Origin of the sequence: Bartonella vinsonii subsp. arupensis OK-94-513 (assembly GCF_000278235.1) — a bacterium.
GTDB classification, from domain to species: Bacteria; Pseudomonadota; Alphaproteobacteria; order Rhizobiales; family Rhizobiaceae; genus Bartonella; species Bartonella arupensis.
The window spans coordinates 360,732-386,425 of sequence record NZ_JH725038.1; the positions used below are offsets into that span (position 1 = coordinate 360,732).

The 25,694-nt window shown below is 37.0% G+C and carries 19 protein-coding genes; 15 read left to right on the plus strand and 4 right to left on the minus strand.

The window, feature by feature from the left end:
* Positions 1-331 precede the first annotated feature (331 nt).
* From bafA (ME1_RS06695) to ndk, 3 genes are all read left to right on the plus strand, one after another.
* Positions 332-2,890: a BafA family autotransporter gene (bafA, locus tag ME1_RS06695; RefSeq protein WP_004864848.1), complete on the plus strand. Its 2,559-nt coding sequence runs from the start codon at positions 332-334 to the stop codon at positions 2,888-2,890.
* Positions 2,891-3,281: 391 nt separating this feature from the next.
* Positions 3,282-5,810 (plus strand): BafA family autotransporter, encoded by a 2,529-nt coding sequence (bafA, locus tag ME1_RS06700; protein ID WP_004864849.1) that lies wholly within the window; start codon positions 3,282-3,284, stop codon positions 5,808-5,810.
* Between the two features lie 378 nt (positions 5,811-6,188).
* Positions 6,189-6,611: a nucleoside-diphosphate kinase gene (ndk, locus tag ME1_RS06705; protein ID WP_004864851.1), complete on the plus strand. Its 423-nt coding sequence runs from the start codon at positions 6,189-6,191 to the stop codon at positions 6,609-6,611.
* A 102-nt stretch (positions 6,612-6,713) separates the two neighbouring features.
* Here the strand turns inward: ndk and pgsA are convergent, their stop codons facing one another.
* From pgsA to ME1_RS06720, 3 genes are all read right to left on the minus strand, one after another.
* On the minus strand, positions 6,714-7,295 hold the full coding sequence (gene pgsA / locus ME1_RS06710) for a CDP-diacylglycerol--glycerol-3-phosphate 3-phosphatidyltransferase (protein ID WP_004864853.1): 582 nt from the start codon (positions 7,293-7,295) through the stop codon (positions 6,714-6,716).
* Positions 7,296-7,372: 77 nt separating this feature from the next.
* Entirely contained in the window at positions 7,373-9,358 is a 1,986-nt protein-coding gene (gene uvrC, locus ME1_RS06715) for an excinuclease ABC subunit UvrC (RefSeq protein ID WP_004864855.1), read from the minus strand.
* A 371-nt stretch (positions 9,359-9,729) separates the two neighbouring features.
* A complete protein-coding gene (locus tag ME1_RS06720; RefSeq protein WP_004864856.1) occupies positions 9,730-10,593 on the minus strand; it encodes a 23S rRNA (adenine(2030)-N(6))-methyltransferase RlmJ in 864 nt (287 codons plus the stop codon).
* Between the two features lie 572 nt (positions 10,594-11,165).
* Here ME1_RS06720 and tatA point away from each other — a divergent pair.
* From tatA to ME1_RS06765, 9 genes are all read left to right on the plus strand, one after another.
* Complete coding sequence (tatA, locus tag ME1_RS06725; RefSeq protein WP_004864859.1) at positions 11,166-11,477, plus strand: twin-arginine translocase TatA/TatE family subunit; 312 nt, start codon at positions 11,166-11,168, stop codon at positions 11,475-11,477.
* Between the two features lie 56 nt (positions 11,478-11,533).
* A complete protein-coding gene (tatB, locus tag ME1_RS06730) occupies positions 11,534-11,971 on the plus strand; it encodes a Sec-independent protein translocase protein TatB (protein ID WP_004864860.1) in 438 nt (145 codons plus the stop codon).
* Positions 11,968-12,750, plus strand: coding sequence for a twin-arginine translocase subunit TatC (tatC, locus tag ME1_RS06735; protein WP_004864862.1), 783 nt, complete (start codon positions 11,968-11,970; stop codon positions 12,748-12,750). Before tatB ends, tatC begins: the two co-directional genes overlap by 4 nt.
* A 58-nt stretch (positions 12,751-12,808) precedes the next feature.
* Positions 12,809-14,086 carry a serine--tRNA ligase gene (gene serS / locus ME1_RS06740; RefSeq protein WP_004864863.1) on the plus strand — a complete coding sequence of 426 codons (1,278 nt, stop codon included), beginning with the start codon at positions 12,809-12,811 and terminating at the stop codon, positions 14,084-14,086.
* 134 nt (positions 14,087-14,220) lie between these two features.
* A complete protein-coding gene (locus ME1_RS06745; RefSeq protein WP_004864868.1) occupies positions 14,221-14,880 on the plus strand; it encodes a protein-L-isoaspartate(D-aspartate) O-methyltransferase in 660 nt (219 codons plus the stop codon).
* A gap of 169 nt (positions 14,881-15,049) precedes the next feature.
* On the plus strand, positions 15,050-16,225 hold the full coding sequence (locus tag ME1_RS06750; protein ID WP_004864869.1) for a M23 family metallopeptidase: 1,176 nt from the start codon (positions 15,050-15,052) through the stop codon (positions 16,223-16,225).
* Positions 16,226-16,624: 399 nt separating this feature from the next.
* Entirely contained in the window at positions 16,625-17,068 is a 444-nt protein-coding gene (yajC, locus tag ME1_RS06755) for a preprotein translocase subunit YajC (protein ID WP_004864872.1), read from the plus strand.
* 475 nt (positions 17,069-17,543) lie between these two features.
* A complete protein-coding gene (locus ME1_RS06760) occupies positions 17,544-17,930 on the plus strand; it encodes an Mth938-like domain-containing protein (protein WP_004864874.1) in 387 nt (128 codons plus the stop codon).
* A gap of 1,461 nt (positions 17,931-19,391) precedes the next feature.
* Positions 19,392-20,252, plus strand: a complete 861-nt coding sequence (locus ME1_RS06765; RefSeq protein WP_004864876.1) for a phytoene/squalene synthase family protein — start codon at positions 19,392-19,394, stop codon at positions 20,250-20,252.
* 327 nt (positions 20,253-20,579) lie between these two features.
* On the opposite strand, the gene ME1_RS06770 is transcribed toward ME1_RS06765, so the two are convergent.
* Entirely contained in the window at positions 20,580-22,469 is a 1,890-nt protein-coding gene (locus tag ME1_RS06770; RefSeq protein ID WP_004864877.1) for a peptidyl-prolyl cis-trans isomerase, read from the minus strand.
* 152 nt (positions 22,470-22,621) lie between these two features.
* On the opposite strand from ME1_RS06770, the gene tpiA reads away from it, so the two are divergent.
* The 3 genes from tpiA (at position 22,622) to ME1_RS06785 (ending at position 25,682) form a co-directional block, all read left to right on the plus strand.
* Positions 22,622-23,386: a triose-phosphate isomerase gene (gene tpiA / locus ME1_RS06775; RefSeq protein ID WP_004864879.1), complete on the plus strand. Its 765-nt coding sequence runs from the start codon at positions 22,622-22,624 to the stop codon at positions 23,384-23,386.
* 81 nt (positions 23,387-23,467) lie between these two features.
* Positions 23,468-23,923, plus strand: coding sequence for a preprotein translocase subunit SecG (gene secG / locus ME1_RS06780; RefSeq protein WP_004864880.1), 456 nt, complete (start codon positions 23,468-23,470; stop codon positions 23,921-23,923).
* Positions 23,924-24,053: 130 nt separating this feature from the next.
* Positions 24,054-25,682 (plus strand): CTP synthase, encoded by a 1,629-nt coding sequence (locus ME1_RS06785; RefSeq protein ID WP_004864883.1) that lies wholly within the window; start codon positions 24,054-24,056, stop codon positions 25,680-25,682.
* Positions 25,683-25,694: the final 12 nt, after the last annotated feature.

Genomic DNA, 25,694 nt, shown 5'->3' on the forward strand with positions numbered 1-25,694 from the left:
TTTTTTACAAACTAGACAAGCGATGTATGGGGGGGGGAGTGCTTTCCCAGATGTTGTAAAAGAATTTGAGGCTGTATGCTGCGTAGGCAATTTTTTTGTGTTTTGTTTTTTACTGTTTGATAGAAAAATTCTAAAGAGATCTTGAAAAGCAATGCAGGTATAGTGTCTTGAGCTCTTGATAAAATAAAAAATTTTTATAAAAAGTAAAAGCCATTTTTTATAATATTAATAAACTGTTAAAGATAATTCTTAAAATTTTAGGTTGAAAATAGATTTTGCAGAGCTAATTACGTTTGATGTCTACTCAGACGTGAAGGGGGAGGAGGTAGCTATGCAATATAAGTGGAAAATGAGCTGTTGGATACTCATGGTTAGTAGTTGTTTGGGGCAAACAGCATTTGGGGGAGAAACGCAGTTTTTTTATCAATCTTTAAACTATGGGGAAAATGAAAAAATATCCTATGATAATGAGGATATGAAAACAGGATGGAACATAAATATTAAAGCATCTAAAAATGATCGTATTTTAGAGATGAGTGGTGGAGTAGGTTCTTTTGAAAAGCTTAGTAGCGGCATGGGGACGAGAATATCGGTCAGTAATGTAAGGGGAAAAGATGGGAAAAATGAGAGTAATGAGAGTCAGGCCGAACAGTATGTGCAAGAAAATAATATTATAGTGCAGGAAGATCCTGAGCTCATTTTTATTAATAGTGGGACTGAACTAGACAATCATTTATTCGATAATAACGGTAAAGGCTACTTTTTAAATGATGGTGATACGGATAAACCAGGTAAGTCTATCAATAACACGGTTAGAAATGGTGGAGAGATTCATGTTTCTGCAGGAGGTCTCAGTCAAGAGAGCAAAATTGAACATGGTGGAACTGAAATTGTTCAGGCTTCAAAAGGAAAACAAGGATTTTCAGAAAATGCTATCGTTAAAGAAGGTGGACAGCAAAGAATTGAGAATGGGGGAAAAGCACAGGGAACAAAAATATATGGTGGTGAACAGCTTGTTTTTGGAGAGGGTGATGTTAGAGGGCAAATGAAAGGCAGTAGCGCTTCAGATGTTGTAATTTATGGTCAAGGCAAAACATTAGGGCGGCAAGAAGTGTATGACGGAGGAAGCGTTTGGAACACGAAAGTTATGCAAGGGGGGATACAAGAGATTGCAAAAAAGGCTCAAAGCGCAAAGAATGGCGGTTTTGCATTTGATACTCAAGTCTTTGGTGGTGGTAAGCAGAATATCTTAGCAGGAGGTAGTGCTATTGGTGTCACTTTAAATGAAACGGCTGCTCAAGAAATATATACTGATGGAACTGTGAAAAACCTGACAATTAATAATGAAGCAAAATCATGGGTGCATGCGGGAGCAACATTAGAAGGCAAAACGCTTTTAAATCATTCTGGACAGCTTCATCTTTATGCTGGGAATGACCAACACCATACTACAGCAGAAGAGATTTTTTTAAATGGGAAAGATACAAAACTGTACTCTATCACCGATGAATTTGATGGCAAAAGCTCTCTCATTCAGAAATTAAGTGGTGAGGGGAGTGTTATTTTTGCGTTTACTGGCTCTGATCCATATTATTCTCAACTTCATGTTAATGATCTTTCAGGAAGTTTACATTTCGCCTTCAATACGACTCTTGCACATAACCGTGGTGATTATCTCTTTGTTGAGCATGGTACGGGTAAGCACACAATAAGTATTGCTGACTCTGGAGTTGAAATCACCGCCCCTTTTTCAAATGAGCGTGATTTGATTACAGATCAAAGCGGTGGCGCTGATTTTACTTTGACAGATCTCTCAGGTGAAAAAATTAATGCTATCGATGGTGGCACCTATATGTATGGTTTAAAACAGAGAAAAGATGAAAATGGAAAAGTTTGGTTTTTGTCTCCAGATCGCATCAAGGGACCAGAATCTTCACTTCCCGATCCAACAGATCCATTCGCTCCTGGTGGATCGTCAACGACTCCCTCGGTTGATGCCTTGCTTTCTACAGCAGTAGCTTCTGGACTTATTTTTAATAATGAGCTGGAAATTATGCGTACGGGGAGAGGAATTTTGGACCAAAACAGGAAAGATACAGATTTATGGACTTACGTGCTTAAGAGCAGAGAACGTGTTACGACAGGCCATACAAATTTTAAGCTTGAGCAAACGGGAATAGTGTTAGGTGCTGATCATTTGAATGAATTAACGCATGGAGATTTGTATGTTGGTGGTTTTGGTAGTTATGATCAAGTACGCGTTGCTCATGCACGAGGGGGGGATAGCGATATAAGCAGTTATAGTATTGGAACTTATGCAACTTACTTTGATAATCGCGGATGGTATATGGATGGTGTTTTGAAATATAATTATTACCGAGATAACATGAAAGCTATTTCAACGAACGGTTTAGCCATTCAAGGCAATTATAATCAGTGGGCGATAGGAGGAGCATTTGAGATTGGTTGCCGTTTTGAGCCAGCGCAAAATACTTGGATGCAACCTTATATAAAACTAACAGGTTTGCAGGTTGAGGGCAAAAAAATCAAGCTTTCCAATGGAATGAGTGGTGATATAAGCCCATTGACTTCATTCCGTAATGAAGTTGGATTAACGGCAGGACATGAATTTATTTTTGGTGCAGAAACTTCATTAACGGCTTATATTACGGCTGCATGGTTGCGTGAGAATATCAATAATAATCATACAACGATTAATAACCAGCATCAATTTATTACAGACTTATCTGGAAATGCGGGTAAGTTGGGAATTGGTTTAAACAGTTTTGTCAATGATAAACTAAAACTTTATGCGGAAGCACATTATCTAAAAGGGCATAAGATGAAGCAGTCACTTCAAGGTATTTTGGGGTTACGATATAGTTTTTAAATATGCCTCTTACGCATTGATTAAGCTTAGAACTGTAGTGTTTCACAACTTAAAAAAAGCAATGTGTATATAATAACCTCTTGGAGTGTAGAAGCACTGAAGATAAGCTTACGCTCTGTTAAAAGCGATATCATTTTTTCATTTATTATTGCAAATATTGTAAATTATGCCCTGTCCAAAAGGGCATAATTTACATTTGATGAAGTTATACAGTCACAGACTAGGATAGTTTCTCGTGATCCCAAATTTACAATTTATAGTTGTATAAATAAAATAATACACTAAAAAATTGTATTTAGACATAAATAAAACACATTACGATACAATCTAAAATGATCTGCCTGCGTAATTGCGGGATATTTGTCTCATAATTGATAGTGGAGTGTGGATAATGCGGCATAAATACAAATTAAGTTTTTCAATATTGATGATTAGCAGTTGTCTTGTGCAAATTGCAAGTGCGATTGAAAATAAGAATGAGGGATTAGCGAAGATGATGAGTGTGGCGACTGGGGGAACGGTACCAAAAGGTTCAGCACTGGTCACGAGTGATGTTAGCAGTGCTATTACTATTCAAGATGGTGGTGTAGAGATTGTGGATAATGGTCGAATTTCTATAGGTTCTACTATTGTCAAAGGTGGGATGCAGGTGGTTACACGTGCAGGGACTGCAGTGGAAGCCAAAATCCTTGGTGGGAAGCAGTTGGTTTTTGAAGAGAAAGGTCTTGATCTTATAAGAGAGGTAAGGAAAAGCAGTGCTTATAAGACCATAATTTCTGGTGGTGATGGAGTTGTGGGGCAACAAAACGTATATGATGGGGCGTGGGTTTGGGATACGAAAGTTATGGGAGGAGGTGAACAAAATCTTTACATGGGTCAAAGAAAAGAGGGGGGAAGGGCAATGAATACGGAGGTCAGAGGAAATGGTAGACAGCATGTTTTAATGGGAGGAGAATCCTATGCTACTATCTTGAAGGATAGAGCTGTTCAAGTTGTATATCCTGGTGGATTTTTGGATGGTCTGACGATTAATGATTCTGCCAAATCGTGGTTCCATGCTGGAGTAAAAGAAGTTGTTGGAGAAGTAAAGGTCAATCATAAGGGATGCCTTTATTTGTTTGCTGGTGATGTCACAAATCGTATCACGAAAGGGAAACTTTCTGTGGAGGGAAGAAGTGATGAAATATTATTTTTCGTTGGAGAGCGGCACGTTGCAGAAATTCCTCAGATTAATATTGAAAATTTAAGTGGAAATGGGGGAACTATCATTTTTACTTCTATTCCATATGATCAACGTCATATTTTACTTCATGTTGAGGAACTTTCAGGGGATTTACATTTTCAGTTTAATATTAGTGCTACTGGTGGTGGTAGCGATTACTTGTTTATTGATGATGGTGCAGGTAATCACAAAATAAGTGTTGCCGATTCTGGCTCTGAAATCACAGGGTCTCTGTTACAAAAAAATGGTTTTGTTGCAGAAATTAATTTAGTTACCGATAAAAGCGGGGGAGCTAATTTTGTTCTGGCAAATCGTTCTGGTGATGAAATTTTATTTTTTGATGGTGGAGCTTATATATATGGTTTGTATAAAAGAGAGAGAAGGGCTGATTCCAATGGTGATTCTACAATCTGGTATTTAGGTAGGGTGGTGGATGGTCGATCAAGTTCTGCGGGATCTTCCTCTTCGAGTGTAAAAAGGAGACCAAAAGTTATTACTTACTCAGATGGTTCATCTGCGGATAGGGGAACGGGTGCGCAGTCTCGTCCAAATAATAATGGAAAGCGTTATAAGCAGCCTCCCCAACCAAGACCTCCGCGGCATTTGAGAGAGGAACAGAGTGTTTCTGTTGTTTCCGCAGGTCAGAATCATTTTTCTGAAGAGCAGGAGCAGTCTGTTGTTTCTGCAAATGCTCCGTCATTCACTGATCAGATACTGTTACGTCCAAGTAATAAAAATAAACCTTCTCAACAAGTAAGTGAAAAACTATCAATTTCTGATTTTTTAACCACTCCCTCTACGGATGCGGTGTTGTCATTGTCTGTTACACCAGCACTTGTTTTTAAGAATGAGTTGCAAACTGTGCGTGCGGGGAGAGGAATTCTAGAGAGAAATAAAAAAACTTCTGCTCTTTGGACATATGCAATCAAGAGTAAAGAAAATGTTTCCGCAGATCATATAGATTTTAAGCTTGAACAGACGGGGATTATATTAGGGATTGGTGGTTTAAATGAATTGGCACATGGAGAGTTTTCTATTGGTGGTTTTGGCAGTTATGATAAAGCACGTGTTACACATGCACGAGGTGGTGTGAGTAACATAAATACCTATGGCATAGGAGCTTATGCAACTTATTTTGACCATAGCGGATGGTATTTGGATAGTGTATTAAAATACAATCATTATCAAAATACTTTGAATGCTGTTTCAACAAATGGTTTAGCTATTGAAGGGAATTATAACCAGTGGGCGGTAGGAACGTCCTTTGAAGCAGGTTATCGGATGAAGGTAGCACAAAGCAGTTGGATACAACCTTATGCGCAATTAACGTGGTTGCAAGTTGAAGGGAAAGAGATCAAGCTTTCGAATGACATGACAGGTGAAATAAATCCCTTTATGTCATTGCGCAGTGAGGTTGGGTTATCAGTGGGGTATGAATTTTTGGATGGTGTAGAGACTTCATTGATGGGTTATATTACGGCTGCATGGTTGCGTGAGAATAAAGATGATAATCACACGACAATTAATAAGCAGCATCAATTTGTCACGGACTTGTCAGGGAATGCAGGTAAATTAGGAATAGGTTTAAGCAGTTTTCTCAGTGATAAATTAAAGCTTTATGCAGAAGCACATTATGTCAAAGGGCACAAGACGAAACAATCCCTTCAGGGTATTTTGGGAGTGCGTTATAGTTTCTGAGTCTGTGTTTGTTCTTTGATTGGCTTTATCGTGTGTTTTTTACCAACTAGATAAGCAATGTATGGGGGGAGTTCTTTCCCAGATGTTGTAAAAGAACTTGAGGCTGTAGATGTTATTGTGTAGCGGTTCTTTTTTTGTATCTTTCTTATTTTTTAAAAGTAGGTTGAGGGGAGAATATTTAATTTTGTGAAAGGTGATACAATCCTTTTAGGAGGTTCTGGTCCTGTTATGAAGGGATAAGAAACTGCAAGAATTGCTGTTTTTAGAGAGTTTCCTCTAAAATTAATGCACATTACTCTACAGTCACTTGGCAAGAGGCTATTTGCTCGTTATAGAACGCCACAAGATAATATTGTCAATAAAATATAAGGTGGTCAAATGGCTATAGAACGTACTTTTTCGATGATTAAACCCGATGCAACCCGTCGTAATTTGACAGGAGCAATTACCAAAATGCTTGAGGATGCGGACTTACGTGTTATTGCATCTAAGCGTGTGTGGATGAGCCAGCGTGAAGCTGAAAAGTTTTATGCAGTTCATAAGGAACGCCCATTTTTTGGTGAGTTGGTTGAATTTATGTCTTCTGGTCCAACAATTGTACAGGTTTTGGAAGGTGAAAATGCAATCGCTAAAAATCGTGAGGTGATGGGAGCTACAAATCCTCTGGAGGCACAAGAAGGAACAATTCGTAAAACACATGCTTTGTCGATTGGCGAAAATTCTGTTCATGGTTCAGATAGCGCTGAAACAGCAAAAACAGAAATTGCTTTTTGGTTTTCCGAAGTAGAAATTGTTGGTTAGTAAAAGCATATATACAACGCAAGGAATCCCGCAACTCCCTGTTTCGGGATTTTTCTTATGGAGTTATGCATTTCCCAGAAAATGTTTGTGAAGTGCTATTTTTCATGTAATGACGTGTTTTAAGCCTGCACGAAAATAATCCCATCCTGTCCACAATGTGAGGAGAGCAGCAATCCACAGCATAATGATACCAAATTCCATTGTATACGGAATAATTTTATTGCCAGCTGGTCCTGCCAAGAGAAGGACAATAGCTATCATCTGTACAAAAGTTTTCCATTTTGCAAGACGTGAAACAGGAACACTGACTTTCAATTCAGCTAAATATTCACGTAATCCTGATACAAGAATTTCTCGGCAAAGAATAATAATGGCGGCCCATAAAGTCCACCCAGCGATAGTACTGTCCGCAGCAAGTAAGAGCAGACAGGCAGAGACGAGAAGTTTGTCTGCTATGGGATCAAGCATGCGACCAATATTGGATGTTTGTTCCCAAATACGGGCAAGATAACCGTCTAGAAAATCAGTAATAGAGGCAATAACAAAGAGAGAAACGGCGATCCAACGTGCAATATCGCTTGATTGTAGTCGTCCTTCTAAAAAAAAGCACGCAACAACCATCGGCACTGCAACAATTCGTGCATAAGTGAGAATATTGGGAAAAGAAAAAGTATGTTTTTTCATGGAGCTATTTTCAATTCTTTGTGAAATATAATATATTATTTCATAAACGTAACAAAGCACAGATTATGAAAAAAGTCTTATTTTTCGTTAAAGTGGTTGTGGATTTTTTGTGCAATCATAAGAGATATGCCTTTAACTCTTATTAAATCTTCGAGAGAAGCATCAGCAACAGCTTTGGCACTTCCAAAGTGATCAAGCAATGCACGCTTTCTTGTTGGACCGATATGTGCGATTTCATCAAGTGGATTTTTAAAGACTGCTTTTTTTCGTTTTTCTCTATGCGTTCCAATTGCAAAACGGTGTGCTTCATCGCGTAAACGTTGCAAAAAATAAAGGATAGGATCACGTGGAGGAAGTGTAAAAGGTGTTTTGCCCTTCATAAAAAAACGTTCACGTCCTGCTCTACGGTCAGCGCCTTTAGCGATTCCAATGACGGCGATAAAATTGTCTAATTCTAATTCGGATAATATTGTAAGCGCACTGTTTATTTGTCCTTCACCACCATCGATTAATATAAGATCAGGCCAAATAGGAAAAGAATCATCATTTTGAACTTTTATATTGTTGCTTCTATGTGGTAGACCATGCTCTTTAATAAGGCGTGAAAATCTTCGTTTGATGACTTCTTTCATCATACCAAAATCGTCACCGGGTGTGATCTCAGTCGAGCGAATATTGAATTTGCGATATTGATTTTTAATAAACCCCATTTTGCCCGCAACAATCATCGCACCTACTGCATTTGTCCCCATAATATGAGAATTATCATAGACTTCTATACGACATGGGGTATGCGGCAGTTGGAATATTTCAGCAAGGCTCTGGAGTAATTTTGTATGTGTAGCTGTTTCTGCAAGCTTGCGTCCAAGGGCTTCATGAGCATTGATATGAGCGTGATTAACAAGAGTTTTACGTTCACCTTGTTTGGGTAAAGAGAGAAGTATTTTACGATTTGCTTTTAGGCTGAGTGCTTCTGTAAGAAGCGCCTTTTCTTCGATTGATTCAGATAAAAGGATAAGTCTTGGAAGTGGCTTATCATCATAAAATTGAGCAAGAAAACTTGCTAAAATTTCAGCACTAGAAAAAGAAAGATCTGCTTTAGGAAAATAGGCTCTATTTCCCCAATTTTGCCCCATGCGAAAGAAAAACACTTGAATACAGGTGACACCTTCCCGTTGCGCAATTGCAAATACATCTGCTTCTTTTATCGTTTGAGGATTAATACCTTGGTGGCTTTGTATGAGAGAGAGAGATGATAAGCGATCACGATAGGCAGCTGCTTGTTCAAAATCAAGGTTTTCTGCAGCTTGATGCATAGCTTGAACCATATCATTTTTAACGGATTGGCTTTTCCCCGAAAGAAAAGATTTTGCTCCTCTCACGAGCTCTCTATAATCACTATCACTAATTTCATCTGTACAGGGGGCAGAACATCGTTTAATTTGATAAAGTAAGCAGGGGCGTGTGCGGTTTTCAAAAACTGAATCAGTACAGGTGCGTAATAAAAAGGCGCGTTGTAAAACGTTGATTGTTTGTGTCACTGCACCTGAAGAGGCAAAAGGGCCAAAATAATGGGCTTTTCTTGTTCGGGCACCACGATGTTTATAAAGTCCAGGTGCCCAGTGATCATCAGTAATAATGATATAAGGAAAGCTTTTATCGTCACGCAGCAAGACATTAAAACGCGGATGCAATCTTTTGATGAGGTTAGCTTCTAACAGGAGTGCTTCTGTTTCTGTGTGGGTGACGACAAATTCCATATGACATGTTGCACGAATCATACGAGCAATACGGTTATTGTGTCCTTGTTCATGGGTATAGTTTGAAACGCGTTTTTTGAGATTACGTGCTTTACCAACATAAAGAACATCACCATTTTCATCTACCATCCGATAAACTCCTGGTTTATGTGGAAGATGTTTGGCAAACTCTTGTATGAGTTTGGCACCTTTTAATTGATTTTTGTCATTTCCCTGATTGGCATTATCCCATGATAGATGAGAGAGAAAAGAAAAATTTTCTCGTTCATTTTTGGAAGAAGGCATGTTGTTTTTCAGGATCATCCAGTTTATCCAGAAATGTTTTTATCCATCAAGTACCATCATTTATATAATGATAGTTATTTTCTTATAAAGAATGCATATGGCATGAGATTATAGAATTTTGGAGTTATGACTTTTGTAGATAACATTGAGAGTAGTTTTTAAAAACAGTTTTATAAGTTTGGCAATTTTAATCTCTTGCTGATGAGTGGTTACATTAAAATAGGTTTTGTTTTAAAAATCGAATTCGTGCTGCTGATTATAATGTGCATTGGAGGTTGGTAGTGTCAAGAGGACAAAGAATCTGACCTAGTATTACAGTACTTTTGAATGGCTTTATGCCTTTGATTCTAAAGGAATATTTTGATTTTAAAGTGAATATAAGAAAAAAGTTAACAGCATGGATGTTCCTTTTGGATCCATTTAAGAGTCATTTGTGCATTTCTATCTTGTCCAAGACGGGCAAGAAGGAAGGGGCTAAGTTTTTTTATTTCTTCTTCAAGAAGATAAGGAGGGTTGATAAGAATCATACCACTACCACACATTGTAGGTGGTACTGAGCTTTTTCGAATACGCATTTCGAGTTGTAGAATTTTAGGAATTCCTGTTTGATAAAGTGCGTAAAGAAAATTTTCAATTTCTTTGTCATATTTAACGGGATACCATAAAGCGTAAATTCCTCCAGAGAAACGGCGATATGCTTTCGTCAATCCCTCAATAAGACGGGAAAATTCACCAGTTTTTTCAAAGGGAGGATCAATAAGGATAAATCCACGTTTTTCCTTTGGTGGCAAATGCGCTTTTAAGGAAAGCCAACCATCCAAATGTAGGACTTTTGTTTGATAATCACCGGCAAATTTTTTTGCTAAAATGCGATAATCTTCATCATGCAATTCAATTGCGGTGAGTCGATCTTGTTTACGCAATAATTGGCGAATAAGAACAGGAGAGCCAGGGTAGAAGGCTATTTCTTTTTCCCCGTCATTGAGTGTATCAATAATATCATACCATGGACAAAGGAGTGTTTTTAAATCTTCTGGAATAGGAGCTGAAAAAAAACGTTGGACGCCTTCACGCCACTCTCCCGTTTTTTGTGCTTCTAAAGAAGAAAGGTTATAAATGCCGATCCCAGCATGCGTATCTATAACACGAAAAGCTTTTTCCTTGCGTTTGAGATATTCTATAATGCGGGTGACAATAATGTGTTTAAAAACATCAGCAAAATTGCCAGCATGGTAAATATGCCGATAATTCATGAGTAAATTCTACCAATATATATGATTGCTTACTAAATTTTCTATTAACATAGAAATCACTTTATATATAAACAAAAAGCTTCTTGTAGAGACCCCAAAAATATATCTCCAAAAGAAAGTCACTATTATGGATTGCTAGTTGTTTGTTATAATTTACAGCAACGCAATTTATATTATCGAGATTTTAGTAACTCAAATTAATTTTTTATGATGATAATATGGTAGGAATGGGTGCAATTATGCAGATAATACCATTTTTAAAAGATAAAATATTAGAATATGCATGAAGCGCTTTCCATAGGATTTTGCAACCTTATAAATCAGTGAAATCTGCTTTAAGAGAAGAATTTTCAAATCTTTTGAATTTTGTTTGAAGCAGTTTATTATTTTTCACTATAATACGCTGAGCAAAAAAGAAAAGATGCTAAAAAGCTAGTGTACAACAAAAAAAACTGTGATTGCCTTTAACTAAAGGGGAAAATACACAAGTAAGTCATGGTTATATTTGGAAAATTCCTTACAGAGTGAGGATAGAAACATGAATTCAAATTTAAAAGCAGTGAGAGAGAGTGATGGGTAATATTTTTTCACCAGCGCATTTAATTGTCATTTTACTAATTATCTTAGTGCTTTTTGGGAGAGGTAAGGTTTCTGAATTAATGGGCGATGTTGCTAAGGGGATTAAAGCTTTCAAAAAGAATATGAAAGAAGAAGACAACAGCGTTGAGAATAAATCTGCAATGGCTGATTATTCCAAAACAATAGAAGTTGAATCTCAACAATCTGAGTCATTATCGGTAAATCCTGTAACAGCACGCAGAAAAGGTTCCTCTTCTACTAAAGGAAGAAAGACATCTGTTGCTGAAAAACGTCGTGTAAAATAACAAAAATATAAATATAATTTTACTTATTTTTTTAATGGAAGAGTCGAGTATAAGCGATGTTTGGGATTGATGGGCCAGAATTTCTCGTGATCTTACTTGTTCTCATTGTTGTGGTTGGACCAAAAGATTTACCTAAAATGCTAAAGACAATGGCAAGGGCAATGGCTTATGTGCGTTCAAAAAAGAATGAATTTCGTCGCCAGTTTGATGATGCAATAAGACAAGTCGAGCTTGATGATTTGCAAAAGACATTAGCGGATATTAATGATTTCAATCTTAGCAAGGAGTTGACAGAGACTTTTAATCCCATTCACGATGCAGTAGAGAATGTCCAAAATTTTGATGTAAATGCAAGGCATCATAAATTAGAAAAAGATAAAGAAATTTTGCTATGCGATCAGAATAAAGACAAAGAAGATATAATCATCCCCGTTGATCTTCAGCGTTCTGAGGGCATTTCTACAACTTCTAAAGATAAAGAAGATACGTCATGAAAGTTAAGAAAGATGAAGTTGATGCCAGTATGGCACCACTTATAGAACATTTTCTTGAACTTCGTCAGAGAATTATTGCTGCTTTGATCGCATTTTTTATAGCTTTTATTATGTGTTTTCTTATTAAAGATTATATTTTAAATTTTTTGATATGGCCTTATCAGTGGGCAATGAAAATATCAGGTGGTAATCCTGAGAGTATTCGTCTTCAATCAACACAAGTGTGGGAAACTTTTTTAACGAAGATGAAACTTGCTGCTTTTGGAGCAGTTATTTTATCCTTTCCCTATACAGCTTTTCAGTTTTATAGTTTTATTGCCCCAGGACTTTATAAAAATGAACGTATGGCTTTTTTACCATTTCTCATTGGTGGACCGATTTTATTTTGTATTGGGGGGGCATTTGTTTATATTTTGTTAGCGCCAATAATGCTTTGGTTTAGCCTTTCTCAGCAATTCCTTCCAGATGTTCATTTGAGAATAGAGTTCATAGTCCGTATCTCCGATTATTTGAGTTTTATGACGTCGTTTATCCTGATTTTTGGTTTGATTTTTCAATTACCTCTTGTGAGCAGTCTTTTAACGAAAATTGGACTTTTAACTTCTCATAGTTTGGTGTCTAAACGAAAATGGGCTATTCTCCTTTCTTTTATAATTGCGGCGATAGTAACCCCATCGGATTTTTTTACTATGTTTGCAGTAGCTTTACCAACGATAGCTCTTTATGAGATCTCAATTTTAATTGCATACTGTATAGAAAAAAGAAAAAAATCTTCTTAAGAAAAGTTTATATTGTGTGATAGGAAACGAATAGCAACGATGCAAATGAGGAATTTTGATGCTTGATATTAAGTGGATTCGTGAACACCCTGAGAAATTAGATAAAGCGCTAGAAAATAGAGGTATTGAGCCGCAAGCTAAACAATTAATAGAACTTGATCGGGATCGTCGGTCGCATGTTGCTAAAGTGCAATTTGCCCAAGAACGTCGCAATGCTGCTTCAAAGGAAATAGGACAGGCATTGGCGGCAGGTGATCAGGAAATGGTTGAACGCGTTAGAGCTGAGGTTGAAGAGATTAAAGTTTTCCTTTCTTCTGCCACAGCGGAGGAAAGGCGGTTAACTGAGAGTTTTGAAAAGGCTCTTTCAACACTGCCCAATATTCCATTGGATGATGTTCCAAAAGGTAAAGATGAAAGTGATAATGTTATTATTCGACATTTTGGATCACCCACAACATTTGATTTTACACCAAAGGAACATTTTGATCTTGGTCAAAATCTCAAACAGATGGACTTTGAGCGCGCAGGCCGTTTATCTGGAACGCGCTTTACAGTACTTTCAGGAGCATTGGCACGGCTTGAACGTGCATTGGGCCAATTTATGCTTGATGTACATGTTGAGGAGCATGGTTATACAGAGGTTTCTGTGCCTCTTCTTGTTCGTGATGAGATTGTGTACGGAGCAGCACAGTTACCGAAATTTGCTGATGATCTTTTTCGGACAACAGACGGTCGATGGCTTATTTCTACAGCAGAAGTGCCGTTAACCAATTTGGTGAACAATGAAATTCTTGAGAGTTCAGATTTACCATTACGATTTTCTTCTTTAACTCCTTGTTTTCGATCAGAGGCGGGGGCTGCTGGTCGTGATACACGCGGTATGTTGCGTCAACACCAGTTTTGGAAAGTAGAAATGGTATCGATTACGACTGAAGAGCAATCGTTAAAAGAGCTGGAACGTATGACAGAATGCGCAGAAGATGTTTTGAAACGTCTTGGTTTGCCTTTTCGTACAGTCGTTCTTTGTACAGGAGACATGGGATTTGCGGCACGTAAAACTTATGATATTGAAGTTTGGCTCCCTGGACAAGGGTGCTATCGTGAAATTTCCAGTTGTTCAATTTGTGGAGATTTTCAAGGGCGACGCATGAATGCTCGATATCGTAAAGAAGGGGATAAAGCATTGCACTTTGTTCATAGCCTTAATGGTTCTGGTACCGCCATTGGACGTTGTCTTATCGCTGTTCTTGAGAATTATCAGCAAGCTGATGGATCAATTATTGTTCCCGATGTTTTACAACCCTATATGAAGGGCGTGCGTTGTATTACTGCTTAATTTTGCGAAAGGAGAAACCGATATGCGTTTATTGCTGAAAGATGATGAGATGCAAACGCGAGGTTTTACCATTTTTGAAAAAATGAGTTCTCCGTACGATAAGGGTACTACTCCATTGGAGATCAAATGACATTATGGGGCAAAAGGGTATTTTACGATTTCGTGAGGAATTGGCCGGACTTGTGCTGAAAATGCGTAGCAAAGGAATTGATGATGTTCGCTTTTTTGCGGCATTCGAGAAAATTCCACGTCAACAATTTGTTGCCACTCCTTGGGTTAGCAGTGCTTATGAGAATAAAGTTATTCCTATTGAGTGTGGTGAATATATTGAGCGTTTGGAAGAGCAGCTTTTGATTCTTTCTGCATTGTCATTGAAAAAAAAACATCGTGTCTTAGAAATTGGTACAGGATCTGGTTTTTGTACTGCTCTTATGGCATGTCTCAGTGACCGTGTGACAACAATTGATCGCTATAAAACGCTTGTTCATTCGGCGTGCCAAAGATTTCAAACTTTGGGGCTTGAGAATATTATTGTACGGCATCTTGATGGAAGCCGTACTGTTACAGATTTTGGATCATTTGATCGTATTCTTATTTGGCCATCACGTTCTGATGAACCAAAGGAATTTTTAGAATTGTTAGCTGAAAATGGGATTCTCATACAAGCTATAGGACCTAATGAAGGGATACAAACCGTGACGCGCTATACAAAAATTGGCAGTCGATTTGAGTGTTTAAAAATGTTTCAAGTGCGCTATCAACCCTTTATTAAAGGCATTGCGGAAATACTTTAATTTTTGAAATTGAAGATACTGCACGGACTCTTTTATCTTTTTATTTTATGTTAAATTCATTTTGAGCTTATTATAAAGATATTTATGAATAAAATATCTTATTTTAACTCTTAGGTAATATTAAAAAGCTTTAATAGAATGAGTTGAGTATGAATGAGTGAGCAAAACTATGTGTTTAAAAGTTTTGAGTAATATTTTTTGGCGTAATTTTCAGGGAATATTTTTTTTAGCAATGGTAACGATTTTTGCGGGGTGTAGTTCCGGTACGCAGCGTTTCGCTAATATTTTCCCTCATCGTACGGAGTCTACTCATTCAAATATATCTACAACTATGTCTGCAGATCCGCAAATGCTACCCTATGGTGGCATGATACAGAGCACTGAATTGCCACCTGTGGAGTCGGGCAGTGATTCATGGATCAACGATAATACTGCGTATAATTCTACACAACCAAGAGGGGAAACTTCTTCTGATAGTCGAATTATGGGGACACCACCACGCGATCTTGGAACACTTTCTCGTTCACAAATGGGTAATTCTCCTATTTTTCGGCGAAATTCTTATATTGTCCAGAGTGGGGATACACTGTTAAGCATTGCACGGCAAATAGGGATCAATGTTGAGGCGTTAAAATCAGCAAATGGTATAAGAAATAATTCTATTTATATTGGTCAGGTGCTCATGATCCCAAACAGCCGTACACTGGCAACGTCGAATACCACCAATGATAAGAGGGTAGTCTCAACAACAGAAACTTCAGTTCAGTCTCAAAACACGTCTGCTATAAGATACAAGAAGGCTTCACCTATAAATAAAACTTCTGCAACAATTTCATCTTCTGCAAAGATAAACAGATCAAATATTGAAAAGAATTCTTCGAAACAGATGATGCAATTGAACCATGAAGCTAGTTTGCCAGATACTATAACGAATACGGATAGTATTGTTACTCCGCAAGCTACAGGAATTTCTAAAATGCGTTGGCCTGTACGAGGACGTTTATTAAGCCAGTTTGGTCAAAAAAAAGGAACGGCAACTAATCGAGGGATAGATATTGCTGTACCTGAGGGTTCATCGGTAAAGGCGGCAGAAAATGGTGTTGTTATCTATGCAAGTGATGGATTAAAAGAGCTTGGCAATGTTGTTATGATTCGGCATGAAGACAATATTATTACCATTTATGGGTGTAACAGTAGACTTGTTGTTAACAAGGGACAAAGGATACGCCGTGGTGATGAGATTGCTAAGTCTGGTATTTCAGGAAATGTTAAAACTCCACGTGTTTATTTTGAGGTGCGTAAGAACGCTGTACCTGTTGATCCTACCGAGTATTTAGAAAACTGAGTCATAAGACTGTATTTTAGAAATCTACAACTTATAGCTTAAGCAAAACAGTTGATTTAATTCAGTCTCATAATGTTTTGAGTATAAGAATTTATAGATCTGGGGATGATAATGCGTTACTCTCATGAGAGAAGGCAGAAGTTTTCTTGTATCTTTGTTTTTTTTTGATGCATGAGAATATGCATATTGAATAATGTATATAAAATAAATCTGTTCTTTAGAAGTTTTTTCTCGTTGTTTTCCGTCCCTTAAGAATTTATTGCCTTTCTATAAAGCTGTGATTACATTGTGGTAGTTATTGCTTTGTATAATAGATCCTCTAGAAAAGCTTTTTGTTGAGCTGAAAGTTTATTTTAATAAAATGAAAAATACCTGAAGTTTAATCTATAGGAGATAAAAATGCTTATTACTAATGCTTATGCTCAAGTTGCAGGTGGTGTTTCCAATGGGGCCTCACTTGTTAGCTTCGTCCCATTCATTTTAATTTTTGCAATTATGTATTTTTTTATAATCCGCCCACAGCGTGCACAAATGAAAAAGCGGCAAGAAATGCTTAATGCTGTGCGTCGTGGTGATACAGTTATAACGGGTGGTGGTATTATAGGCAAGGTTACGAAGGTTTACGATGAGAGTGGTGAATTAGAGGTTGAAATTAGTGATGGTATACATGTTCGTGCTATCCGCTCAACATTAGCTGATGTTCGTGTAAAAGGTGAACCGATTGCAGAAAAAAAATCAAAACTCGTTAAAAAGAAGGCACCACAAAAATCTAAAACGACAACAAAGGAGAAAGTGAATATCTCTCAAGAGAAAAAAGCTGTGTCAAAAGAAAACCAATCTTAAATATAATTACAGTTTATGATGTTTTTTTACAAAGCATTTTTCTAAAATAAGAGGGTTTGATGTAAGAGACATTTTTATCATAATTGTCATAATCGATAAATGAACATGATGTTTTATTTATTTTTTGTGGCTATAAAAAAGGATCACAACATTTGTGGAGTATTGCAATGAATTTCTTTATTCTCTAGATAAATCAGTTTTTTAGATGGAAAAATCTCTTATTTTGGAGCGGATAGACTGAGATAAATTTTTCTTTTCGAGATGAACCTGTTTAAATCAGAGTAGCATTGTACTGCAATTTATTGTGAGCTTTCATATATTTGTTTATATTGCTAGGGAAAATATAAAAGATTTTACATCAATATTGCTGTACACATTGTGATGATAGATCAATATTTATTATAGGTCCTTTGCTGATTTTTAGGGAAGGAAGAGAAGTGCCATTGGATTCCTTTAAATAAAAGGATACTTACCTATGTTTCATGCCATTCAAATTCGTGAGGCGCATTTTCCAAGGCGTGCACCTATTGATGCTTATGGAAATGGGGGATTTCGTTTTGCTGATATGTCCCATAGAGGTTCTATTGTTTGTATACCATCAGGTATTTATGGTATTGATATGGTAGAGCCTATTCCCACTCAAGAAGATATATCACGTATTTTAGAAGAATCATCTGAGATTGAAGTTTTGTTAATAGGTACAGGAGTTGAATTATTGCCGTTACCTAAAGAGTTACAGGTACTTTTACGGGAAAAGCGTATTTCATCAGATACAATGAATACGGGAGCTGCGGTGCGTACATTTAATGTTTTGTTAGCTGAAGATCGTGCAGTTGCTGCATTATTATTTGCAGTAGAATGATGAGTCTAATAAAATCGATGTCTTATTTAAATAGAGAAATTGTATAGCTATTGATTTGATGGAGTTCTTTAATCCCCCATTTTTGAAGAGCTAGTTTTTTGCTATTTTTATCACAAACAAATATTTCTGGTCCGATGAAACCAATTGTTGTGATTTATTCTAGATCAAGTAAAATAGGAAGAAGGGTATCTGTTTGGAGTTTATTTTTCTTTCTTTAGGTGAAAAGTATTATCTTTTCTCTCTTGTTCAAAGCTCGTACCACATCACTGTATCTTAAATCTGTACACAAAAATATATTAATTCAGACATATTCACAGTATGTCATGACGTCATTTGTGAATGATATTTCCTAATGTTCTCCTCTTAAACAGGATTTTTTGTAAGAAGATATTTTTTCACTCCTAAAGTTAGATTATTTTTCAAAGTTTTCTATTCACAGGCTCATTTAAACAGTCCATTAAGTGTTTTGAGAAAGTTTGAAGGGAATCCTATCAGGTTGCATTTACATGTTGCAAATACCACATGGCCCTATAGAGAGATTACTGAAGAGTTCCATCACAAACATACTTTAGATAATATGGGCAGCTATCAAGAAACAACTTTAATATGGTGAGTCATAAGTATTGGAAGAAACGTACTAAGGATTATATTCAAAGAAGCAAAAAGAATTAATCTCTATAGAGTTGGCTATCAGTAACAAATAATTGAATACATGAGAGCAGGATTATGGAAAAAATAAGCTTTTGTTGATGATAAAGAGAGAAAAATAACTTTTGGTGAACAACCTCTGAAAGGTTTTACTTTTTGATGTATCTACCATAGCAATTTATCCAATGACTCTATCTCTAGTTATTATAGTAGTGTTTTGATAACGGTTTTTTACTTATCAGGCTCAATAACATATGTAATACACAAAGCGCATCTAAATTCTCCTAAACAAATAAGAGACTGCATATCAGACGGCCATGTCCTTAAACGGAACATTAATATTTAAAAATGTTTTATTTTTTCTCTTATTGAGTTTCTTTCTCGCTTTGCACGTAATGGATAGGCTCTGACATTAAAAACCTGCAAACAGCTTTCCCCAATCACTCGTAAGAATGTTAGATGAATGGGATCTGATGCCATGACGTTTATCCATTCCCAAATAATCATTATCTATTTTTTTATTTCAGGAGGAATGCGAGGCACACAACAAACTTTCATGATCATTTCTCTATTTGTTAATTTTAAAATGGCTAGATGATAGCTTCAAATCAATTTTTTAGAAGTAAAAGTATTATGAGTGTTTTGTGAAGTTAAAAAATACCTGGAAAAGGAAGCCTAATTCGTAATACATTGAGATTGAAAGATACATTTACAAAACTTGTTCTTTTAGCTGTATTTGCTCATCCATCATTTTAAAACATGAATGAAAGTAGAATGTTAAGTGCTAAAAAGGAAGTTCATAGGTGTCATTGAATGAAAGCTTCTCTTCCTTATTGTTTTGATATTTTACGTGCTACAGATCGTGACCGTTATATATCAGTTTTATTTGCGCCTAAAAAAAAGCGTAGAGCATTGGCTGCTCTTTATGCTTTTAATGGAGAAATTGCTCGTATTCGCGAAACTGTGCACGATCCGCTTATTGGTGAGATGCGATTACGTTGGTGGTATGATTCTATTGTTGATGATAAAATACAAAATAGTCAAAATAACCCGATTTTGAGTGATTTGTTGACAGCAATAACTCTTTTTAATTTACCTAAAAGAGCTTTTTTACGTTACTGTGATGCACAGATTTTAGATCTTTATCATAATCCGATCACAACTCTTCATGATCTCGAATTCTATTGTGGTGAAACAGCGAGTATAATTTTACAGCTCTCTTGTCAGATATTAGATCCGGATGCAGCCCAAGATTTTAAAGATATCTATAAATACGGAGGGATTGCTCAAGGATTAAGTGGTATATTGCGTCTTTTATCATTTATGCAATCACGATATCATTATTATTTACCTACAGATGTGCTAAAAGCTGTAGGAGTGGAGAGGGAGGATTTAGAATCTCATAGTGTCAATGATCAACAAAAATGCCGAATTGTTGAGGCTATGGTAGCAGTATCGCGAGATCATTATAGCAAGTTTTATGAGGCTTCTCGTACTTTTCCTAAGAATGTTAAACCAGCATTTCTTCCATTGGCAATTATACCAGCATCTCTTCAAAAAGCGGAACAGTTAGGAGCTAAAGTTTTTCAAGAAAGTGCAACGTTACCATTAATTCATCGTTATTGGCTGATAGCAAGGGCGGCAATAAGCGGTCATTTTCCAAAGCTATTATAAAGATAACGGCTATCAGTGATTGGAGAAACAGCAAATCTATTGATAGTAGCTACAAGATTATGAAATCAACACCTTTTTTCATTTAGGAAGCAGCTCTAGCTCTTTATTATGATGATTGTTTATCACAACAATCTTTGTTTTTTCATTTGGGATGGATAACATTTTTATTACACTGAAAAAATTCTCCAAATTACGTTTATTATTTTTGTACAGATATTACTTCTCCTCTGACACTAACGAAAAAGAAATTATCTTGCTTTTTTAAATTATAGAAGAAGCTCTGGTGATGATTTTATCAGCCAAATACAATAATCATTCACTCCATTTTTACTGGAGAGCGTTGAAAATTTGATTATAATGAGTGCTATTAATTTGCAAGGGGTGTTCTTTATTGGCAACTTGGAGCATTTCTAGCTTTAGATCTTCTCTTATCATCATATTAATATTGGTACGGATATCAGGTGAAACAGTATGAGGGGTGATATCTTTAGGCATGGTTACAGATTTTATTTGATAAACAATGCGGTTTGTCGCAACAGGACCCTTTATGATGCCATAATGACCTTTTGGGCCAGAAAATAATGCCCTAATACCTTCAATACCAAAGATTTCAGAGGAATCTTGACGGTGTAGGGCTTTTGTTGTCTGTTTTGTAATACCAAGTGTATGGGCAAGTGAAACGAAACTTTTTCCATCAGTAAGCTGTTTGAGAGCATTTTGGGCTTTTTCATCAAGAAGACGTTGAATTTCTTCACTTTTCCATTGAGAAAGTGCATCTTGTTTGGCTTCTTCGAGTGTTCTATCGCGAGCAGGAATAATTTTGTCAACTCTATACCAGAGATACCCGCCTTTTTGAAGAGAAAGAGGATCAAGATCGACTCCTTCATTTGCTTGATAAATGGCGTTTAGTAAAATATCTTTTTGAGGTAAATCGGTAAGTATTGTACCCTCAATTGTTTTTCCTGTTTTATCAATGGTAATTGTATGCAGAGGCAATTTGTATTGGTCAGCAAGTTCTTTGAGAGAGGCTCCCTCAAAACGCGCATTTTCAATTGCCGTATAATTGTTACGTATATCATCTACAGCACGATTTTGAGCGAGAGTCTGGCGAATATTTTCTTTCACCTTTTCAAAGGGAAGAGAGACTGAAGGTTCAATATGTGTTACGCGAATGATAACAGGACCTTGTAAATCATTGATCACAGCACTGATTTGCCCTTGTTTGAGTTCAAAAACTTCAGATGCGAGATAACTAGGAAGTTCACTTTCTGTTAGAGGCCCTTTTTTTATGTCATTGAGAGTTTTGTTTTCACTTTTAACTAGCTCATCAAAACTCAATCCATCGGCTATTTTTTTTGCCGCATGATCAGCAGCTTCGCGTGTAGAGAATCGCAATTCTTCAATTGTACGTTTTTCAGGAGTTATAAAACGAGAGGTATTTTGTGTATAATAAACCCTAGCTTCATCTTCCGAGATATCTTTGTTTTTAACGAGATCGGCCGATGTCATAGATAATAAAGAAACAGTACGGTATTCAGGAGCACGAAATTCATTTCTATGAGTCTCAAACCATTTTTGCAATGTTTCTTGATCAGGGTCAGAAATTATTTTCTTTTCTTTGAGGTCAATAACAAAATAATCAGCAATACGGGTTTCTCCTTGATAAAGAGCTAGGGCTTTATAAAAGAGATCTGGTGCTTTCATATTGGATAACGAAGCTGAAATGAGCTGGTTACGCTTCTGTTTTTGGGTGTAATAGTCAAGAAAATTACTTTCGTTGATTTGTAAATGCTGAAGATAGTTACGAAACAGATTTTGATCAAAGATGCCATTTGTTTGAAACATATTATCAGCACTAAGAATACGAGCTATTGCATCTTTTGAAAGACTAATTTTCATTTTACGTGCCTGCTCATCAAACAAGATATCTTGTTGTAACTGATTGAAAACAAATGCAGGAATTTTGTATTGTTGCATTTCACTGGGTGTGAACATTCGCCCAAGATGTGATGCGAGTGCTAAACGTGCGCTTTGATCAGCAAGTGCGAGACGATAACCATCGATCGTTATTGTGGACTTTCCAGAAGTAATAAGGTCCCTTTCACCCTTTGTGTGCAATTGTGGTATTCCCCATAAAAGGATGAAGCATAAGAGCAAAACAGTAAGGAAAATCTTTGCAACCCAAGAGTTTGCGGCATTTCTTATGACGTCAAGCATTGTTCAATTCCATTTTCTGAAACGAGTTATTATCAAAGCAGTAAGAATTTGCAATAAAGATATGAAAGATGCAAGCTTAAAGACTTGCTTTCATTTTATAATTTGATACCTAAAAGAAAATAATATGTTGGGATAGCTCTTGAGGTGAAAATATGTCTCCAAAGATTCGGCCTTTTATTGCTGGGAATTGGAAAATGAACGGAACGGGGGAATCGCTTGGAGAGTTGCGTGCCATTGCTGCTGGCGTTAGCTCTGATTTAGGACGTTTATTTGAAGCACTTATTTGTGTTCCAGCAACACTTTTATCGCGTGCTTCTGATACGTTGGGTGGTGAAAATCTTCTTTTAGGGGGACAAAATTGCCACTTTGATGATCATGGCCCTTATACTGGGGATATTTCAGCTTTTATGCTTAAAGAATCAGGAGCAAGCCATGTTATTATTGGACATTCAGAGCGTCGTACAGTTTATCAAGAAAGTGATGCAATTGTTTGTGCTAAAGTGCAAGCAGCATGGCGAGCAGGTCTTGTTGCTCTTGTTTGTATTGGTGAAACATTAGAGGAGCGTAAAAGCAATAAAGTGTTGGATGTGCTTATGCGGCAGCTTGAGGGATCTTTGCCGGATGGTGCAACAGCAGAGAATCTCATTATCGCTTATGAGCCTATATGGGCTATAGGCACAGGGAATATGGCAACCTCAGAAGATGTAGCAAAAGTGCATAGTTTTATTCGTGATGAGATGCGTTCTCGTTTTAGTGATGAAGGAAACAAGATGCGTTTGCTCTATGGTGGATCAGTAAAGCCATCCAATGCATTTGAGCTTTTGAGTATTGAACATGTTAATGGTGCTTTAATAGGTGGAGCAAGCTTAAAAGCGATTGATTTTTTAACTATTTGCGATGTTTATCGTAAATTATAACAAAGGAATCTTGGTTTCCCCTTGGATTATGTGCTATTTATGTGTAAATAGCCGTGAAGAGTTATTTGAAGAGCAGGGTTTATGCAGACAGTACTTATTGTTATCCATTTTTTAGTTGTTATCACTTTAGTTGGCGTTATATTAATTCAGCCTTCGGAAGGTGGCGGGCTTGGTGCGAGTAGTGGTTCTGGGCTAATGAGAACGCGTGGATCCAAAAATCCGCTAACACGTTTGACTGCTATTTTAGCATGTTGTTTTTTTGCAGTATCCATTGGCCTTACTGTCGTGGGGAGTATATCAAACTCCAGTTCTGATATTCTCAAGCGTATTCCGGTTAACTCAAAACAAAATTCTACAAGTAAAGAGACTCCAGAAGGTATACCATCACCAAATGATAAGACACGACCTTCTATTCTTGAACAGCTAGGAGGTGTTTCAGATTCTTCTCAGGAGCAAAAACAATCTACGGTTCCTGAAGCTGAAAACCCAGTTCCATCGATTCTTGAAAATCCAGTTCCGGACAACAGTACAAAATAGTCTTTTAAAGCGAAGTGTAGATTTTTAAAAAGGTGATTTTTCACCTTTTTTATTGTTATAGAAGAAAAATTGTTTCTTTTTGCATTTTTTGCTGGAAAAATCATGAGAAACTGCTTATCACCATAAGCCCATGGCACGTTATGTTTTTATTACTGGTGGTGTGGTTTCTTCCCTTGGAAAAGGCATTGCAGCAGCGGCATTAGCTGCGTTATTGCAAGCTCGTGGATATCGTGTACGGCTTCGCAAACTTGATCCTTATTTGAATGTTGATCCAGGAACAATGTCACCTTATCAACATGGTGAAGTGTTTGTGACCGATGATGGTGCAGAAACGGATCTTGATCTTGGTCATTATGAGCGCTTTACGGGGCGTTCTGCAAATAGCCAAGACAATATTACAACAGGACGTATCTATCAAAATATCATTGAGCGGGAACGACGTGGTGATTATTTGGGAGCAACAGTTCAGGTTATTCCTCATGTTACCGATGAAATTAAAAAATTTATTACTACGGGAAATGAAGAATTTGACTTTGTTTTGTGTGAAATAGGTGGAACGGTTGGTGACATTGAAGCAATGCCTTTTCTAGAAGCAATTCGCCAGCTTCACAATGAATTACCGAGACAAAAAGTTCTTTATGTCCATCTTACATTAATGCCTTATATTCCTTCGGCTGGTGAATTAAAAACCAAACCAACACAACATTCCGTCAAGGAATTACAATCAATTGGTATTGCTCCAGATATTTTGTTAGTGCGTGCAGATCGTCCTATTCCGGAAACGGAGCGAAGCAAATTATCACTTTTTTGTAATGTTCGGCCAAGTGCAGTTATTCAGGCATTGGATATGCCAACGATTTATGATGTTCCCATAGCATATCATAAAGAGGGCTTAGATTCAGAAGTTCTTTCTGCTTTTGGAATGGATCTTACCCCTAAACCCCAGATGAGTCGTTGGGAAGATATAACACATCGGATTCATCATCCTGAAGGAGAAGTGACAATTGCTGTTGTTGGAAAGTATACGGGATTGAAGGATGCTTACAAATCTCTTACCGAAGCGATTGCACATGGTGGTTTAGCGAATAAAGTGAAGGTTAATATTGCGTGGATTGAAGCAGAGCTTTTTGAAAGAGAAGATCCTGCATCTTATTTGCAAAAAGTCCATGGGATTTTAGTTCCTGGAGCTTTTGGAGCCCGTGGTGCAGAAGGAAAGATTCGAGCAATTCAGTTTGCGCGGGAGCGTAAAGTTCCATTTTTAGGTATTTGTTTTGGGATGCAATTGGCTTGTATAGAAGCTGCACGTAATATTGCCCAGATTGAGAATGCCTCATCAAGTGAATTTTGCCAAACAGCAAATCCGATTGTGGGTTTGATGACAGAATGGCTTAAAGGGGATGTTCTTGAGAAACGTACACAATGTGGCAATCTTGGCGGTACAATGCGTCTTGGTGCTTTTGCCGCTGAATTAAAAGAGAATAGCCATATTGCTAAAATTTATGGAATGACAAGAATTTGTGAACGACATCGTCATCGTTATGAGGTCAATATTGATTATAAAGATAAGCTAGAACAATGTGGCTTGATTTTTTCTGGTATGTCTCCCGATGGTATTTTGCCAGAGACAATAGAATATGCTGATCATCCATGGTTCATTGGTGTTCAATATCATCCAGAACTAAAATCACGTCCTTTTGAACCACATCCACTTTTTTCTTCTTTTATTGAAGCCACTGTAGAACAAAGTAGGCTGGTTTAGTTCATATATCAT

Excerpts from the sequence above, each read along its gene's own strand:
- bafA (WP_004864848.1), top strand. The coding sequence starts at position 332 with ATGCAATATAAGTGGAAAATGAGCTGTTGGATACTCATGGTTAGTAGT.
- bafA (WP_004864849.1), top strand. The coding sequence starts at position 3,282 with ATGCGGCATAAATACAAATTAAGTTTTTCAATATTGATGATTAGCAGT.
- ndk (WP_004864851.1), top strand. The coding sequence starts at position 6,189 with ATGGCTATAGAACGTACTTTTTCGATGATTAAACCCGATGCAACCCGT.
- pgsA (WP_004864853.1), bottom strand. The coding sequence starts at position 7,295 with ATGAAAAAACATACTTTTTCTTTTCCCAATATTCTCACTTATGCACGA.
- uvrC (WP_004864855.1), bottom strand. The coding sequence starts at position 9,358 with ATGATCCTGAAAAACAACATGCCTTCTTCCAAAAATGAACGAGAAAAT.
- ME1_RS06720 (WP_004864856.1), bottom strand. The coding sequence starts at position 10,593 with ATGAATTATCGGCATATTTACCATGCTGGCAATTTTGCTGATGTTTTT.
- tatA (WP_004864859.1), top strand. The coding sequence starts at position 11,166 with ATGGGTAATATTTTTTCACCAGCGCATTTAATTGTCATTTTACTAATT.
- tatB (WP_004864860.1), top strand. The coding sequence starts at position 11,534 with ATGTTTGGGATTGATGGGCCAGAATTTCTCGTGATCTTACTTGTTCTC.
- tatC (WP_004864862.1), top strand. The coding sequence starts at position 11,968 with ATGAAAGTTAAGAAAGATGAAGTTGATGCCAGTATGGCACCACTTATA.
- serS (WP_004864863.1), top strand. The coding sequence starts at position 12,809 with ATGCTTGATATTAAGTGGATTCGTGAACACCCTGAGAAATTAGATAAA.
- ME1_RS06745 (WP_004864868.1), top strand. The coding sequence starts at position 14,221 with ATGGGGCAAAAGGGTATTTTACGATTTCGTGAGGAATTGGCCGGACTT.
- ME1_RS06750 (WP_004864869.1), top strand. The coding sequence starts at position 15,050 with ATGTGTTTAAAAGTTTTGAGTAATATTTTTTGGCGTAATTTTCAGGGA.
- yajC (WP_004864872.1), top strand. The coding sequence starts at position 16,625 with ATGCTTATTACTAATGCTTATGCTCAAGTTGCAGGTGGTGTTTCCAAT.
- ME1_RS06760 (WP_004864874.1), top strand. The coding sequence starts at position 17,544 with ATGTTTCATGCCATTCAAATTCGTGAGGCGCATTTTCCAAGGCGTGCA.
- ME1_RS06765 (WP_004864876.1), top strand. The coding sequence starts at position 19,392 with ATGAAAGCTTCTCTTCCTTATTGTTTTGATATTTTACGTGCTACAGAT.
- ME1_RS06770 (WP_004864877.1), bottom strand. The coding sequence starts at position 22,469 with ATGCTTGACGTCATAAGAAATGCCGCAAACTCTTGGGTTGCAAAGATT.
- tpiA (WP_004864879.1), top strand. The coding sequence starts at position 22,622 with ATGTCTCCAAAGATTCGGCCTTTTATTGCTGGGAATTGGAAAATGAAC.
- secG (WP_004864880.1), top strand. The coding sequence starts at position 23,468 with ATGCAGACAGTACTTATTGTTATCCATTTTTTAGTTGTTATCACTTTA.
- ME1_RS06785 (WP_004864883.1), top strand. The coding sequence starts at position 24,054 with ATGGCACGTTATGTTTTTATTACTGGTGGTGTGGTTTCTTCCCTTGGA.